At 70.2% G+C, this 13,909-nt stretch carries 16 protein-coding genes; 6 read left to right on the forward strand and 10 right to left on the reverse strand.

Features of this window, described 5'->3' with window-relative positions:
• Positions 1-90: 90 nt before the first annotated feature.
• Together G7043_RS05605 and G7043_RS05610 are read right to left on the reverse strand one after the other, a co-directional pair.
• Positions 91-1,365 (reverse strand): ATP-binding protein, encoded by a 1,275-nt coding sequence (locus G7043_RS05605; protein ID WP_166044452.1) that lies wholly within the window; start codon positions 1,363-1,365, stop codon positions 91-93.
• Positions 1,365-2,039 carry a response regulator transcription factor gene (locus G7043_RS05610; protein WP_166044453.1) on the reverse strand — a complete coding sequence of 225 codons (675 nt, stop codon included), beginning with the start codon at positions 2,037-2,039 and terminating at the stop codon, positions 1,365-1,367. Before G7043_RS05610 ends, G7043_RS05605 begins: the two co-directional genes overlap by 1 nt.
• Before the next feature lie 31 nt (positions 2,040-2,070).
• Between G7043_RS05610 and hisN the strand changes: the two genes are divergently transcribed.
• On the forward strand, positions 2,071-2,850 hold the full coding sequence (hisN, locus tag G7043_RS05615; RefSeq protein ID WP_313887712.1) for a histidinol-phosphatase: 780 nt from the start codon (positions 2,071-2,073) through the stop codon (positions 2,848-2,850).
• On the opposite strand, the gene G7043_RS05620 is transcribed toward hisN, so the two are convergent.
• The 4 genes from G7043_RS05620 to G7043_RS05635 are packed head-to-tail and all read right to left on the reverse strand — an operon-like array spanning position 2,831 to position 6,603.
• Entirely contained in the window at positions 2,831-3,100 is a 270-nt protein-coding gene (locus G7043_RS05620) for a hypothetical protein (RefSeq protein WP_166044455.1), read from the reverse strand. The genes hisN and G7043_RS05620 overlap by 20 nt on opposite strands.
• The gene (locus G7043_RS05625) at positions 3,097-5,808 is read right to left on the reverse strand and encodes a TNT domain-containing protein (RefSeq protein ID WP_166044456.1); all 2,712 of its coding nucleotides are present in this window, start codon (positions 5,806-5,808) and stop codon (positions 3,097-3,099) included. Before G7043_RS05625 ends, G7043_RS05620 begins: the two co-directional genes overlap by 4 nt.
• Position 5,809: 1 nt before the next feature.
• Positions 5,810-6,124 carry a WXG100 family type VII secretion target gene (locus G7043_RS05630; protein WP_166044457.1) on the reverse strand — a complete coding sequence of 105 codons (315 nt, stop codon included), beginning with the start codon at positions 6,122-6,124 and terminating at the stop codon, positions 5,810-5,812.
• Positions 6,121-6,603, reverse strand: coding sequence for a YbaB/EbfC family nucleoid-associated protein (locus G7043_RS05635; RefSeq protein WP_166044458.1), 483 nt, complete (start codon positions 6,601-6,603; stop codon positions 6,121-6,123). The genes G7043_RS05630 and G7043_RS05635 overlap by 4 nt, the downstream gene beginning before the upstream one ends.
• Before the next feature lie 97 nt (positions 6,604-6,700).
• Here G7043_RS05635 and G7043_RS05640 point away from each other — a divergent pair, with 97 nt between their 5' ends.
• On the forward strand, positions 6,701-7,138 hold the full coding sequence (locus G7043_RS05640) for a MaoC family dehydratase (protein ID WP_313887713.1): 438 nt from the start codon (positions 6,701-6,703) through the stop codon (positions 7,136-7,138).
• A gap of 15 nt (positions 7,139-7,153) precedes the next feature.
• Here the strand turns inward: G7043_RS05640 and G7043_RS05645 are convergent, their stop codons facing one another.
• Genes G7043_RS05645 through G7043_RS05655 form a run of 3 tightly spaced genes read right to left on the reverse strand, consistent with a single transcriptional unit; the run spans position 7,154 to position 9,426 of the window.
• A complete protein-coding gene (locus G7043_RS05645; protein ID WP_166044459.1) occupies positions 7,154-8,083 on the reverse strand; it encodes a hydroxymethylglutaryl-CoA lyase in 930 nt (309 codons plus the stop codon).
• Positions 8,070-8,594, reverse strand: coding sequence for a PH domain-containing protein (locus G7043_RS05650; protein WP_166044460.1), 525 nt, complete (start codon positions 8,592-8,594; stop codon positions 8,070-8,072). The genes G7043_RS05645 and G7043_RS05650 overlap by 14 nt, the downstream gene beginning before the upstream one ends.
• A 13-nt stretch (positions 8,595-8,607) precedes the next feature.
• On the reverse strand, positions 8,608-9,426 hold the full coding sequence (locus tag G7043_RS05655; RefSeq protein WP_166044461.1) for a biotin--[acetyl-CoA-carboxylase] ligase: 819 nt from the start codon (positions 9,424-9,426) through the stop codon (positions 8,608-8,610).
• 117 nt (positions 9,427-9,543) lie between these two features.
• On the opposite strand from G7043_RS05655, the gene G7043_RS05660 reads away from it, so the two are divergent.
• Both G7043_RS05660 and G7043_RS05665 read left to right on the forward strand, forming a co-directional pair.
• Positions 9,544-11,190 (forward strand): acyl-CoA carboxylase subunit beta, encoded by a 1,647-nt coding sequence (locus G7043_RS05660; protein ID WP_166044462.1) that lies wholly within the window; start codon positions 9,544-9,546, stop codon positions 11,188-11,190.
• Positions 11,187-11,402, forward strand: coding sequence for an acyl-CoA carboxylase subunit epsilon (locus G7043_RS05665; RefSeq protein ID WP_166044463.1), 216 nt, complete (start codon positions 11,187-11,189; stop codon positions 11,400-11,402). Before G7043_RS05660 ends, G7043_RS05665 begins: the two co-directional genes overlap by 4 nt.
• Before the next feature lie 73 nt (positions 11,403-11,475).
• Here G7043_RS05665 and G7043_RS05670 read toward each other — a convergent pair whose 3' ends face one another.
• Positions 11,476-11,865: a hypothetical protein gene (locus G7043_RS05670; protein WP_166044464.1), complete on the reverse strand. Its 390-nt coding sequence runs from the start codon at positions 11,863-11,865 to the stop codon at positions 11,476-11,478.
• A gap of 77 nt (positions 11,866-11,942) precedes the next feature.
• On the opposite strand from G7043_RS05670, the gene G7043_RS05675 reads away from it, so the two are divergent.
• Positions 11,943-13,346, forward strand: a complete 1,404-nt coding sequence (locus G7043_RS05675; RefSeq protein WP_313887753.1) for a DHA2 family efflux MFS transporter permease subunit — start codon at positions 11,943-11,945, stop codon at positions 13,344-13,346.
• Positions 13,306-13,905: a Maf family protein gene (locus tag G7043_RS05680; RefSeq protein WP_166044466.1), complete on the forward strand. Its 600-nt coding sequence runs from the start codon at positions 13,306-13,308 to the stop codon at positions 13,903-13,905. The genes G7043_RS05675 and G7043_RS05680 overlap by 41 nt, the downstream gene beginning before the upstream one ends.
• Positions 13,906-13,909 lie beyond the last annotated feature (4 nt).

Here is a 13,909-nt window from a genome sequence, read left to right on the forward strand (position 1 = left end):
GTCAGCGTGTCGCGCCTCGACACGCCGTCACCCACGTACACGCGGGGAGCTTTCGTTCGCTGTGACAGTACGAAGGGGCCCCGCGTGCCGTCAGCGCGGGGTGCTCGGCGTTTTCCAGGAGACTCCGACCACGTCGTGGGCCTTCGGGACCGGCAGGAAGACGGCGAAGGTCGCTGGCCGCGCCGTCGACAGCTCCAACCGGCCGCCGTCCGCGTCGACCAACGCCCGTGCGAGCGCCAAGCCCACACCGGTCGAGCCGCCGCCTGAGACACCGCGCTCGAAGATGTGCGCCGCGAGCTCTTCAGGCACGCCCGCACCACCGTCGCTGACCTCGACGACGACCGTGCCGTCCTCACCGCGAGCGGAGACGACGACGGAGCCCTCGCCGTGGCGCAGCGCGTTGTCCAGCAACACACCGATGGCCTCGCGCAGGCGCGCGGGCGTGGCGCGGGCGAGCAGGCCGTCCGGGACGCGGACGCGCAACGTCCTGCCGTGGCTCTTGACCTGTTCGCGCCACTCCTCGGCGATGGCGTTCAGCGCCGGGCGCAGTTCCAGCGGTTCGGCACCGACGGCGCGAGCGGCACGGGCGGCGGCGAGGAGTTCGTCCAGCACCGCGGCCAGTCGTTCGGCCTGTTCCAGGGCCGCGCGGGCTTCCAGGGCCGTGTCTGGTTCCGGGTGTTCGGCGAGTGCCTCCAGGCGCAGTTGGAGGGCGGTCAGGCGGCTGCGGAGCTGGTGGGAGACGTCGCCGACGAGCTCGCGTTCGCGTTGGACGAGCCGGGCCAGCGCCGTGGCCGAGGTGTCGAGAGCCTCGGAGACGGCGTCCAGCTCCTCGATGTTGTAGCGCTGCTCGTCTGCCCGGAAGTCGCCTGCGCCCAGGCGGGACGCTCTGGCCGCCACGTGGCCCAGCGGCCGGGCAAGCGTTTGCGCGGTCACCAGGGCCACGACCGTGCCGGTGCCGACGGACAACGCGAGCAGGAGCAGCACCAGGCCCGCCACCTGGGCCTGCGAGGTGTGCATCGGGCCGGAGGGGATCTCCAGCCGGACGGTGCCCTGCTGAGCTATCGCCAGTTCGGCGGTCAGCGGGTCGGCGCCGGGCGACGGACCGGTGACGCTGGTTACACCGCCGAACACCACGGTGAGACGGCCGTCGGTGGGCACGGCGACCTTCACGGCCTCGATGTCGATGCCCTGCCGGTTGGCGAGCTGGTCGTCGAGCTTGGTCGCGATCTGCTGAGTGCGTTCGGTGAGCCCGCCGCGGGCGGTGTCCTCGACGAGCTGCAGGGCCGTGTAGCCGAGCGGGAGACCGAGCACGAAGCCCGTGACGGCGACGGCGAGCAGGATCGCCCGCAGGATTCGGCGGCGCATCAGTCGGCGTTGAAGCGGAAGCCGCGGCCGCGCACGGTGGCGATGCGCTTCTCCGCCGAGTTCGGCGTGCCGTCACCGAGCTTGCGGCGCAGCCACGACATGTGCATGTCGAGCGTCTTGCTGCCCTTGAGGTCCGGGTCGTTCCACACCTCGGAGAGGATCTCGTCGCGGCTCACGACCTGCCCCGCGCGCTGGATCAGCACCTTGAGCAGTTCGAACTCCTTGTTCGCGAGCTGGATCTCCCCGCCGTCGACGGTGACGCGGCGGGCGGCCAGGTCGACGCGCACGCCGTTGACCTCCAGCGTGCCCGGTGCCCGGCGGCGCAGCAGGGCCCGGATGCGGGCCATCAGCTCGGCGAGGCGGAACGGCTTCGCGACGTAGTCGTCGGCGCCCGCGTCGAGCCCGACCACGAAGTCGACCTCGTCGGCCCGCGCGGTGAGCATCAGCACGGGTATGCCTCTGCCGTTCTGACGGAGCCTGCGGCACACCTCCAGTCCGTCCATGCCGGGCAGGCCGAGGTCGAGCACCAGCAGATCGATGCCCCCGGCTATCGCCGCATCGAAGGCACTCGGCCCGTCGCCCACGACCTGCACTGAATAGCCCTCCCGCGTCAACGCGCGGGAGAGAGGTTCCGCGATGGCCGGATCGTCCTCGGCCAACAACACCACGCTCACGGCCACAGCGTATTCGTGGAACGATCGCCGCGTGTCACGCCACGATGCTGATCTCGAACTCGCCCTCCGCCTCGCCGACGCCGCCGACGCGATCACCGCGGCCCGATTCCGCGCCCACGACCTCACCGTGGAGCGCAAGCCGGACCGCACCCCCGTCACCGACGCCGACGTCGCGGTCGAGGACGCCGTGCGCGCCGTGCTGGCCGCGGAACGCCCTGACGACGTCGTCATGGGCGAGGAGCGCGGCGGCACGCTGGACGCGTCGCGCGTCTGGGTGCTCGACCCGATCGACGGCACCAAGAACTTCCTGCGCGGCGTGCCCATCTGGGCGACGCTGATCGCCCTGGTCGTGGACGGCACGCCGGTCGTGGGTGTCGTGTCCTCGCCCGCGCTGGGCCGCCGTTGGTGGGCTTCTGCCGGTGGCGGCGCGTTCGCGTCGGATGCCTCCGGTGAGCGCGCGATCTCCGTGTCCGGTGTGCGCTCTCTCGAGGACGCGTACGTGTCTACGACCGACATCAAGTCGTGGGTGGAGTACCACTCACGCGAGGCCTGGCTGCGGTTGGTCGACGCGACCTGGGAGAGCCGCGCGTTCGGCGACTTCTACCAGCACTGCCTGGTCGCCGAGGGCGCCATCGACCTGGCGCCCGAGTGCGTGGCGAACCCGTGGGACATCGCCCCGTTCCAGGTGCTGGTGACCGAGGCGGGTGGCCGTTTCACCTCGCTCACCGGCGAGGAGCGCTACGACGGCGGCAGCGTGCTGACGTCGAACGGCCACCTGCACGAGGACGCGCTCAAGCTGTTGGCACGGTGAGGGTTCCGCGCGCGACCTGAGCCCAGGCGAGCCGGCCGAAGAGGTAGTGGCACGCCACGCTCTCGTCGTCGAACCGGGCCCAGTCGTAGCGGTTGCCCTGCTCCTGCCAGAACACCTCGTAGCCCTTGACCACGTCGTCGTCGGTCTCGGTGAGCAGGCACCAGCGCTGGTCCGCCTCCTCACCGATGCTGACGACGTCGTCCGGCACGCCGATCTTCGTCAGCCACTCGGGCAGGCTCTCGACGTTCATGCGGTGATCTCCGTGAGGTAGCCGAGCGCGACGAGGTCAGCGACGGGATGTGTGGTGCGGTAACGACTTCCGCCACCGGGCTGGCCGAACCAGGGCGCGCTGATCGTGCGGTGCACGGGCAGGTCCTTCTCGACGCGGTACCGGCGATACCCCTCGCCGAGCGCTTGGGGCGGCAGCGAGCGTTGCGCGAACGGCGTGCCCGCGGTGCTCAGCACCCGGCCTTCCGGCGTGCCGAACCGGTCGAGCTCGGCGCCCTGCTGGAGGACCTCCGGCTGGCTGTCCTCGTAACCGCCCTCGCGTTCGACCGGCCAGCGCGGCGAGCCGTTCTCGTGCAGGAACAGGCTTTCCCAGTCGCGTTCGTGCATGCCGGCCAACGCGTCGTAGCCCTCGAGCAACTCCTGCACGACCGGGTGGTCCTTGCCGAGGCCTTCCGTCGCGGTGATCGGGTGCGCCTCCGCGGTGCCGACGAGTGCCGCTTGCGGGGCGAACCGCGGGATCGGCTGTTCGTCGTCCTGCCGCGCCGGGGCCGGGAGCTGCCTGGCCGGCTTCGGGGCGAGCCGCGGCCCCTGGCCCGCGGACAGGAAGATGGCCATGAACCAGCTGCCGACCGCCGCCGCGGTGTAGGCGTGGCGGGCGATGTCGAAGCCGATGCCGGCGTTGCCGAGGGCCTGGTCGCGGCTGTTGTCGAGGCGGTCGGTGAGGGATCCGCCGAGGTCGGCGCCGGCCAGCGGGGCCGACGGCGACGTGCCGAGTTGAACACCGGCCACCGGAGCCGCCTGGCCCGAGCCGAGGTCGAGACCCGCCACCGGACCGGTCTGGGGCGAACCGAGATCGGCACCGGCCACGGGAGCCGCCTGGCCCGAACCGAGATCGACACCCGCCACCGGTGCGGCGGGCGCGGCGATGGTGTCGCCGACCTTGCCCGAGCCGGGGGCGTCGCCTGCGTGGTCGCCGAGCGCCTGGTCCTGGAGCAGAGCGTCCTTCAGGGCGTCCTTGGCCGGGTCCTTGGCGAGTGCGTCCTTGCCGACCGCCTGCCCCTGGCCGGACGACTGGCCGCCGGACTGAGCCGAACCGGTCTGGCCAGGTCCCTGCCCCTGGCCGGGAAGCTGAGTCGCGGTCTGGCCCGGCTGAACCGCCTGGCTCGCAGCCGACACCGCGCCGGGCACACCCGACTTCCCGGCAACCGCCTGCGCACCGGCCTTCGCCTCGCCGGCCCTCGCCTCGGCAGCCCGTGCGTCTCCAGCCTTTGCTTCTGCAGCCCTTGCTTCTCCAGCCTTCGCATCGGCAGCCTTGGCAGCCTGCTGACCGGCCTGACCCTGTTGCGCCGCCTGCTGACCGGGCGCACCACCCTGCTGTCCCACCACCGCACCGGCCTGGGAAGCAACCGCGGAAGTCGCCGACGGCACACCACCCACAGCACCACCGATCGCACCGCCCACAGCACCGACGGGACCACCCACCGGAGCGCCACCCATCGGGGCACCACCGACAGCCGGGCCCGCGGCAGCGGCGGGAGCAGCCGGAGCGGCGGGCGCGGTTGCGGCAGGCTGGCCGGACAGGTCGCCACCGCGGATCAACGGCTGGTCGAGCACCGCGGCCGACGCCTGGGTCGTGCCCTCGGCGATCGGGCCGAGGGTGCCCTGGACGCTCGGGATCGCTTCTCCCACCACGTGCGCGACGGGCCCGACGGCCGGAGCGGCCACCTGGCCCACCAGCCCGGGCAGCCCCGCGGGCTTGCCCTCGCCGCGACCGTCACCAGGGCCGTTTCCAGGAGCGTTGCCGTTGCCCTCACCCCGGCCGTGACCGTCGCCGTCGCCGAACACGGGTCCGACGGCGTCGCGAGCACCGGGCACCGCGTCGACGCCCGGCAGCACCATGGCCGCGGCGGGGGCGGTGACGGGAGCAGCGGCGTTCATGACCGGCGCGGCAGCGTCGGTCACCGCACCGACAACGGGCGCGACCGGGGCCGTGACGGCACCGACGACCGGGGCCACCGGCGCGGTGACCGCGCCGACGACGGGAGCAACCGTCTCGGTCACCGGAGCGACCACGGCGGCAACGGGTTCCACGATGGGCGCGACGGCACCGGCGACCGGAGCCACCACGCCGCCGACGATGTTCGTGACCGGCGACAACAGACCGCCGCCACCGCCGGGTCCGTGGGCACCGGGCGCGGTGTTGACGGGAGGCGACGCGTGGCTCATGTCCACACCGCTGTCCAGCCGGATGGCCGCGGACAACGTGTTCTGGAGGTTCGCGACGTTGGCCGCGGCCCCCTTGGTCAACGTGTCGAGGCCCAGCAACGCGTTGGGGTTGCCGGCGTTCGCCGAGGCGTGCGCGGCGTCGTTGTTCTTGGCCAGCGTCGTGAGCTCGCGGACGATCTCGACCTTCGCGGCCCCCACCTGCTGGGCGGCGTGGTCAAGACGGTCGGCGGCCGCATGACACCCACGAGCCGCGCGCTGGAAATCGCCGTCCGGCGCCACGACCTTCGCCCACCGCCCGCGCGCCGCATCCCCGCCGGCACCGGTGACCCCACCCAGCGCCCGCGTGGCAGCGCCGTCGGACGACGTGCCCAGCCCCTTGATCTTGTCCCCGGCCTCGCGCCACGCGGCGGCGCTGGAACGCATGGCGTCCTCGTCGGCCTTGGGCCACGTGACACCTGCCTTGGCCGCGACCTCGGTGAGTTCGACGGGAAGCTCGATGCCCATGTCAGCCGTCCAACCTTCTCATCGCGGACGCGTTGCTCTGCTCGACGTGCCGATACGTCTCAGCCGTGGCGGCGAGCTTGTCGCTCACGTCCCCCAACGTCGTGGCGAGCCCGGACAACGCCCCCGCCGCATCGCCGGAAGGCTTCTCGTGCGACGCCGCAAAGCTGCGCCCGACCGCGTCGTCCCCCCAACAGGCCCCGAAACCGCCCAACGCCTTGTCCAACGTCCCCGCGATCTCCGTGGCCTGCCCGGCGAACCCGCGCAACTCGCGGGCTCCGGAGTCCAACCGCTCGAGGTCGGCCGAGTACCCGGTCATCGGACCCTCCTGTTGATGAGCTCGGAGTCGAGCCAGCTCTCCCGTTGCTCGTTGTCCTCGTCGTCATCGACCCGCCGACGAGCGGGCTGCCGCCCCAAGTCGAGCGTCTCGTCCTCGTCCGCGTACTCGGCGGGCCTCAAATCAGCAGTCCCGGCCACCAGCGCGGCAGGATCAGTCGCGGGAGGCAACACCGTGCTCAACGCCTGATAGGTGTCCTCAGCAGCAGAAGCAGCCGCCTCCGCAACCGTCCGCACGATCAACTCGGCCAGCTGTTCAGGCCGATGCCGCCGATACGCCAACTCGGACAACTCCAGCGCCGCGAGCTTCCCCCCGGCACCGACCACCGCCGTGACCGTCCCGTCCGGACTGGAAGCCCGCCCGGACACAGCGGCCAGCTCACGCTGAACCGACGCCAACTGCTCACGGCTGCGCCGATAGTCGGCCAGCAGCTCCTCGACCTGCGCACGGTGGTCGTCCACCGAGTCCCCTCTCACACGCATAGCCCTGGGCTCGGGCTCTTGGACGCCGTTGCCCTTAGATCGGTTCCCAGCCAATTCAGTTACGTAGGATCAACGCGTGATCGCCTACGAGGATCTGCCTGCCGGCCGAATCATCCCGCTCGGCGAGGTCGTCGTCGACAGGGACGACATGGTGGACTTCGCGAAGAAGTTCGACCCACAGCCGTTCCACCTGGACGAAGAAGCCGCAAAGTCCTCAATCTTCGGCGGTCTGTCCGCCTCCGGCTGGTACACGGCCTCGCTGTGGATGCGCCGCTGGGTGGACGAGGTCCTGTCCGACTCCACCTCTCAGGGCTCGCCGGGCGGCCGCGAACTGTCCTGGCTGGCCCCGGTCTACCCAGGGGACACGCTGACGTTCGCCGCCGAGGTGCTGAGCGCACGCCTGTCGAAGAGCAGGCCGACCCTGGGCCTGGTCGAGTTCGAGGGGACGGCCCGACGCGGCGACGAGCTCGTCTACCGGTTCATCGCGACCGGCATGTTCACGGCACGCGGCTGACCCGCGCGCCAACCTTCACTTGGCGAGCGCCCGCACCACCCGCGACGGGCTCGGCCGGCCCAACTGCTCCGCCATCCACACCGAACACTCGACCAGCTTGTCCAGGTCGACCCCGGTCTCGATGCCCAGTCCGTCGAGCATCCACACCAGGTCCTCGGTGGCGAGGTTTCCGGTAGCCGACTCCGCGTACGGACACCCACCCAACCCACCGGCGGAAGAGTCCACAGTCGTTACCCCACAACGCAAAGCAGCCAACGTGTTGGACAACGCCTGCCCATAGGTGTCGTGGAAGTGAACGGCCAGACGGGAAACGTCCCCAAACCCCTCCAGCAACGACTCCACCTGCCCAGGCGTAGCCACCCCGATGGTGTCCCCAAGGGACAACTGCGAACAGCCCATCTCCAGCAGCCGCTCACCGACGGCCACGACCTGGGAGCGCGAAACGGCCCCCTCCCAGGGGTCCCCGAAGCACATGGACACGTACCCGCGCACGTCCACCCCAGCCGCCAGCGCACGAGAAACAGTCGGCTCGAACATCTCGAACTGCGAGTCCAGCGTCCGATTCAAGTTCCGCGACGCGAACGTCTCCGTAGCCGAAGCAAAGATCGCGATGTGCGAAACTCCGGCCTCCAAAGCACGATCCAGCCCGCGCTCGTTCGGCACCAGCACCGGATACACAACACCAGGCCGCGCAGACAACCCGGCCAACAGCTCAGCGGCGTCAGCCAGCTGCGGCACCCACTTGGGATGCACGAACGACGTGGCCTCCAAAACGGACAGTCCCGCAGCAGCCAGCCGGTCCAGGAACTCCAGCTTCACCGACACCGGCACGACCACGGACTCGTTCTGCAGCCCGTCCCGAGCCCCGACCTCCCAGATCGTCACCCGCGAAGGCAACGAGCCGGACGGAACCACGTCCGGCAGACCGACCTCACGCGCGCCCATCGACGGTCCTCGGGTGGAAGTCGTCGTCGGGGTTGTCGTTGACCTCGCGGTACAGCATGGTGTGCACCTTTTCCACGGACGGGATGTCGTCGAACTCGAGCGGCTCGTCCGAGGCCGACTCGATGAGCAGCGTGCCGCAGCCCAGCACCCTGTCCATCAGAGAGTGCTCGAAACGCACGCTGTTGACACGAGCCAAAGGGATGTCGAGGCCTGTGCGCTTGAACACGCCCTCGCGGTACATCACGCGGTCCGACGTGATGATGAAGTGCGTCGTCCGCCAGCGCAGCACCGGTGTGATCGTCAGCCACAGGATCAGCACGACGCCGATCACGGTCAGCGCGATCCACGCGATGGAGGCCCACGACTGGTCCACGACGAGCCCTGCCAGGTAGGTGCCGATCGCGACCACCACCAGCAGCCAGAACACCGGGAAGATGAGCATCTTCCAGTGGGGGTGCTTGTGGATCACGACGTGCTCGCCTGAGCTCAGCAGGTCGTCGGGATAGGCCATGGGCCAACCCTAATCACGCCGGGCGCAAATGCACCACGTCACCAGCGGACACGCCGTGGTCGACCCCATCGGTGCCGCGCACGACCAGCGTGCCGTCGGCCTCGATGCGCTGCGCCGTCCCGAGAAGCTGAACACCACCTGAAAGTTCGACGCGGACGCGTTCGCCGACGGTCGCCGAGTGCTCCTGGTACTCCTCCAGCACACCGGACTCGGCCGCGTCGCCGCCGTTCTTGCGCCACACGCCTTCCAGCTGGGCCAGTTCGACCAGCAAGCGGAACGCCAGCTCGCCTCGATCCAGCTCGGCGGCGCCCGCGTCCTCCAGCGACGTCGGCGCGAGACCACCCGGCGCGGGTTCCACACCGGCGGGCAGCTTCGCCACGTTCAGTCCGATGCCCACGACGACGGCCTGCGCGACGCCGGCGGTGATCTCGGACAGGATTCCGGCGCCCTTTTCCGCCTTCGGGCCGAGCAGCAGGTCGTTCGGCCACTTCAACGTCGCCTCGACACCAACCGATTGGGCGACGCGCACCAGTGCCAGACCCGCGATCAGGTTGAGCCACGGCAACCGCTGCGCCGGCACGCCGGTCGGCCGGAACAGCACGCTGACGTAGAGGCCGCCCGGCGGCGACGACCAGGTGCGGCCACGACGGCCCTGCCCGGCGGTCTGCTCCAAGGCGATCAGCACGGTTCGATCCGCCGCGCCTTCAGCAGCGGCTGCGGCCAGGTCCGCGTTCGTGGACTGAGTGGTCGCCACGACGTCAAGGGCGGCGTACGGGCCGTTGGGTGCTACCAGCCGTGCGCGCAGCGCCTCGGCGTCGAGTGCGGTGTCCATCGCGCCAGGCTATTGGACCGAGAGAGAGTACGTGCGATGGGAGATGACCAACAGGTTGCCGTGACCTGGACAACTGCACGGGGCAGTTCAGCAATGCTCTCGTTAGGCTGCGAGCCCATGAGCAGTGCGACCGAGCCGATCGGGCACGTCCCCACCGGCGCATCAGGCGCCCCGGACGTCCACACCACCGCGGGCAAGCTCGTTGACCTCTACCGGCGCAACGACGAGGCGGTTCACGCCGGCTCGGCACGCGCGGTCGAAAAGCAGCACGCGAAGGGCAAGAAGACAGCCCGCGAGCGCATCGACCTCCTGCTCGACCCCGGTTCGTTCGTCGAGCTGGACGAACTCGCCCGGCACCGCTCCACGAACTTCGGCCAGGAGAAGAACCGTCCGTACGGCGACGGCGTGGTGACGGGCTACGGCACCGTCGACGGCCGCCCGGTGTGCGTGTTCTCCCAGGACGTCACGGTCTTCGGCGGCTCGCTCGGCGAGGTGTACGGCGAGAAGATCGTCAAGATCATGGATCTGGCGATCAAGACCGGCCGGCCGATCGTCGGCATCAACGAGGGCGGCGGCGCGCGCATCCAGGAGGGCGTCGTCTCGCTCGGCCTCTACGGCGAGATCTTCACCCGCAACGTCCGCGCGTCCGGCGTGATCCCGCAGATCTCGCTGATCATGGGCTCCAACGCGGGTGGGCACGTCTACTCCCCCGCGCTGACCGACTTCGTGGTGATGGTCGACCAGACCTCGCACATGTTCATCACCGGCCCGGACGTCATCAAGACCGTCACCGGCGAGGACGTGACGTTCGAGGAGCTCGGCGGCGGTCGCACGCACAACACCAAGTCCGGCAACGCGCACTACCTCGGCAACGACGAGGAAGACGCGATCGCGTACGTCAAGGAACTCCTGTCGTACCTGCCGTCGAACAACCTGAGCGACTCGCCCACGTTCGAGGGCACGCTGGCCGCGGGTTCGATCTCCGACTCGATCACCGACGAGGACCGCGAGCTCGACACGCTCATCCCGGACTCGGCGAACCAGCCGTACGACATGCACGAGGTCATCAACCGCGTGCTCGACGACGGCGACTTCCTCGAGGTCCAGCCGCTGTTCGCGCCGAACATCCTCGTCGGCTTCGGCCGTGTGGACGGCCACTCGGTCGGTGTCGTCGCGAACCAGCCCACCCAGTTCGCCGGCTGCCTCGACATCGACGCCTCCGAGAAGGCCGCGCGGTTCGTGCGCACCTGCGACGCGTTCAACATCCCGGTGCTGACGTTCGTCGACGTGCCCGGCTTCCTGCCCGGCACCGACCAGGAGTGGAACGGCATCATCCGCCGCGGCGCCAAGCTGATCTACGCCTACGCCGAGGCCACGGTTCCGCTGGTCACCGTCATCACGCGCAAGGCCTACGGCGGCGCGTACGACGTCATGGGCTCCAAGCACCTCGGCGCCGACATCAACCTGGCGTGGCCGACCGCGCAGATCGCCGTCATGGGCGCATCGGGCGCGGCGAACATCGTGCACCGCAAGACTCTCGCGGCGGCGGCGCAGAACGGTGAGGACGTCGACGCCCTGCGCGCCCAGCTCCAGCAGGAGTACGAGGACACGCTGTGCAACCCGTACGTGGCCGCCGAGCGCGGGTACGTCGACTCGGTGATCCCGCCGTCGTACACCCGCGGTTACGTGGCGCGGGCGCTGTCGATGCTGCGGGACAAGCGGGAGACGTTGCCGCCCAAGAAGCACGGGAACATTCCGCTGTGACCGCCGACCAGCCACTGCTCCGGGTCGTCAAGGGCACCCCGGACGACCACGAACTGGCGGCCCTGACCGCGGTGATCGCCGGCCTGACCTCCGCCACCCCGGCGGAAGACAAGCCCGCAGTCCGCTCCGAGTGGGCGAACCCGGCCCGCCGAGTCCGGCGCCCGCTCCACCCCGGCCCCGGCGCCTGGCGCGCCTCCGGCTTCCCCGGCTGATCACTTGAAGCCATGGGGGGCACATTCATGGACCTGAGGTCCATGAATGTGCCCCCCATGGCAAAACAGGCGGTTAGGAGCAGGACACCCGGCGGCTGCTCACGTTGAGGTCGACGGCGACTTCGCGGCAGCGAACCTCGCCGTCGACCTTGAGTTTCAGGGTCCAGAACTCGCTGCCGTAGGCGTCGGTCTTGCGGAGCACCTGCACGTTGTCGTTGGCGAACGGCAGGTTGTCGCGCACTGCGGGGACGACCTGACTGAGCAGCGCGTTCTCCGCGCGGTCGAGCCGGTCGGCGAACGGCCAGATCGGGACTCCGTAGCCGATCGGGTCGCTCGCGAGCACGCTTCCGACCGCCCACGATCCAATGAGCCCGGCGAGCACGACGAACAGGGCCGCGATCCGTCTGCGCTTGCCTTCGCGATCGGAACCGCGTTCGGTGAGGACAAGCACCCAGCGCTTCACTCGGTCGAGAGTGCCGACGGAAGAGGTGATCGCGCATCAGTAGTACTACTCGAACCGAGCGTGCGGCCTGGCGGGCGATCTCCGCGCTCTGCGTCGGTTTCTTCATGATCCTGCTGGACACGACCATCGTGAACGTCGCGATGCCCGCGATGATCGAGGGGCTGCACGCGACGCTCAACGACATCATCTGGGTCAACAGTGCGTACCTGCTCACGTTCGCGGTGCCGTTGCTGCTGACCGGGAGGCTGGGCGACCGGTTCGGGCCGAAGCGCGTCTACCTCGCCGGGCTCACGATCTTCGTGCTGGCCTCGCTGACCTGCGGCCTCGCCACCAGCGCCGAGCTGCTCATCGCCGCCCGCGCGGTGCAGGGCCTGGGTGCCGCGGCCATGACGCCGCAGACGATGGCGTTCATCACCCACCTGTTCCCGGCGCACCGACGCGGTGCCGCGCTGGGCATGTGGGGCTCGGTCGCCGGGTTCGCGACGGTGTCCGGACCGCTGCTCGGCGGGGTGCTCGTCACGCAGCTCGGCTGGGAGTGGATCTTCTTCGTCAACATTCCGATCGGCGTGCTCGCGCTGACGCTGGTGCTGCGCTGGGTGCCGGACTGGCGTCCCGGCCGGTCGCACCGGTTCGACGTGCTCGGCATCGTGCTGTGCTGCCTCGGGCTCGGCCTGGTCGTGTTCGGCGTGCAGAACGGCGAGCACTACGGGTGGGGCCGGGCCGCGGGGCCGATCACCATCCCCGAGATCATCGTCGCGGGGGCGGTGCTGCTGGTCGTGTTCGTGCTGTGGCAGGCGGCCCGGCGCAACCCCGAGCCGCTGCTGCCGTTGCGGATCTTCGGCAACCGGAACTTCTCGCTCGGCAACGTCGCCAACATGGTCATCGGCTTCTCCGTCACCGGGTTGTTCGTGCCACTCGTGCTGTTCGTGCAGACCGTGCCGAAGCTCTCCGCGTTGGAGGCGGGCCTGTTCACCGCGCCGACCTCGCTCGCGTCCGGGGTGGTGGCGTTCTTCGCGGGACGGCTGTCGAACGGGCCCGGCGCGAAGTACCTGCCGATCACCGGCTTCACGCTGCTCGGGCTCGGCATGGGCGTGACGACGCTGCAGCTGGGCGGCGGGTCGCCATGGGTGATGTTGCCCGCGCTGATCGTGGTCGGCGGCGGGATGGGCATGGTCTACGCGCCGCTCACCAACATCGCCACGAAGACGCTCGACCCGGTGTTGATGGGGGCGGGCTCCGGCATCTACAACACCTCGCGGCAGTTCGGCAACGTGCTCGGCAGCGCGGGCACCGGTGCCGTGCTGCAGGTCGTGCTGGCGTCGACGGGCGACTTCACCGCGGCCACGCGCGCCGCGTTCCTCATGCTGGTCGCGTCAACGGTCGTCGGGGTGACCGCGGCGGTGCTGATGAGGCGCGAAACGGGCGTGCGAGACTCCGCTGGTGCGTCTGATCCTGGCCTCCCAGTCACCCGCCCGTCTTGACGTCCTGCGGTCCGCGGGCGTCGAGCCCGTCGTCCGGGTCTCCGGCGTCGACGAGGACGCCCTCGTCGAGTCGCTGGACAACCCGACTCCCGAAGAGACCGTCGTCGCGCTGTCCGCGGCGAAGGCCGAAGCGATCGAACACGACGACGAGTGCGTCGTGATCGGCTGCGACTCGATGCTGCTGTTCGAGGGCGAGCTCGTGGGCAAGCCCGGCACGGCCGAGGTCGCGCGCGAGCGGTGGCGGCGGGTCTCGGGCAAGACCGGCGCGCTGATCACCGGCCACACCGTGCTGCGCGTGTCGCAGGGCGTCGTGGTCGACCGCGCCTCGGCCGCCGAGTCGACGACCGTGCGGTTCGGCACGCCGACCGACGAGGAACTGGAGGCGTACATCGCCTCCGGTGAGCCGCTCAACGTCGCCGGGGGCTTCACCATCGACGGGCGCGGCGGCTGGTTCATCGACGGCATCGACGGCGACCACTCGTCCGTCATCGGCATCAGCCTGCCGCTCACCCGAAGGCTGCTCGGCCAGGTGGGTGTTTCCGTGTCCGCACTCTGGTAGACCC

Origin of the sequence: Lentzea alba, assembly GCF_011067745.1 — a bacterium.
GTDB lineage: Bacteria > Actinomycetota > Actinomycetes > Mycobacteriales > Pseudonocardiaceae > Lentzea > Lentzea alba.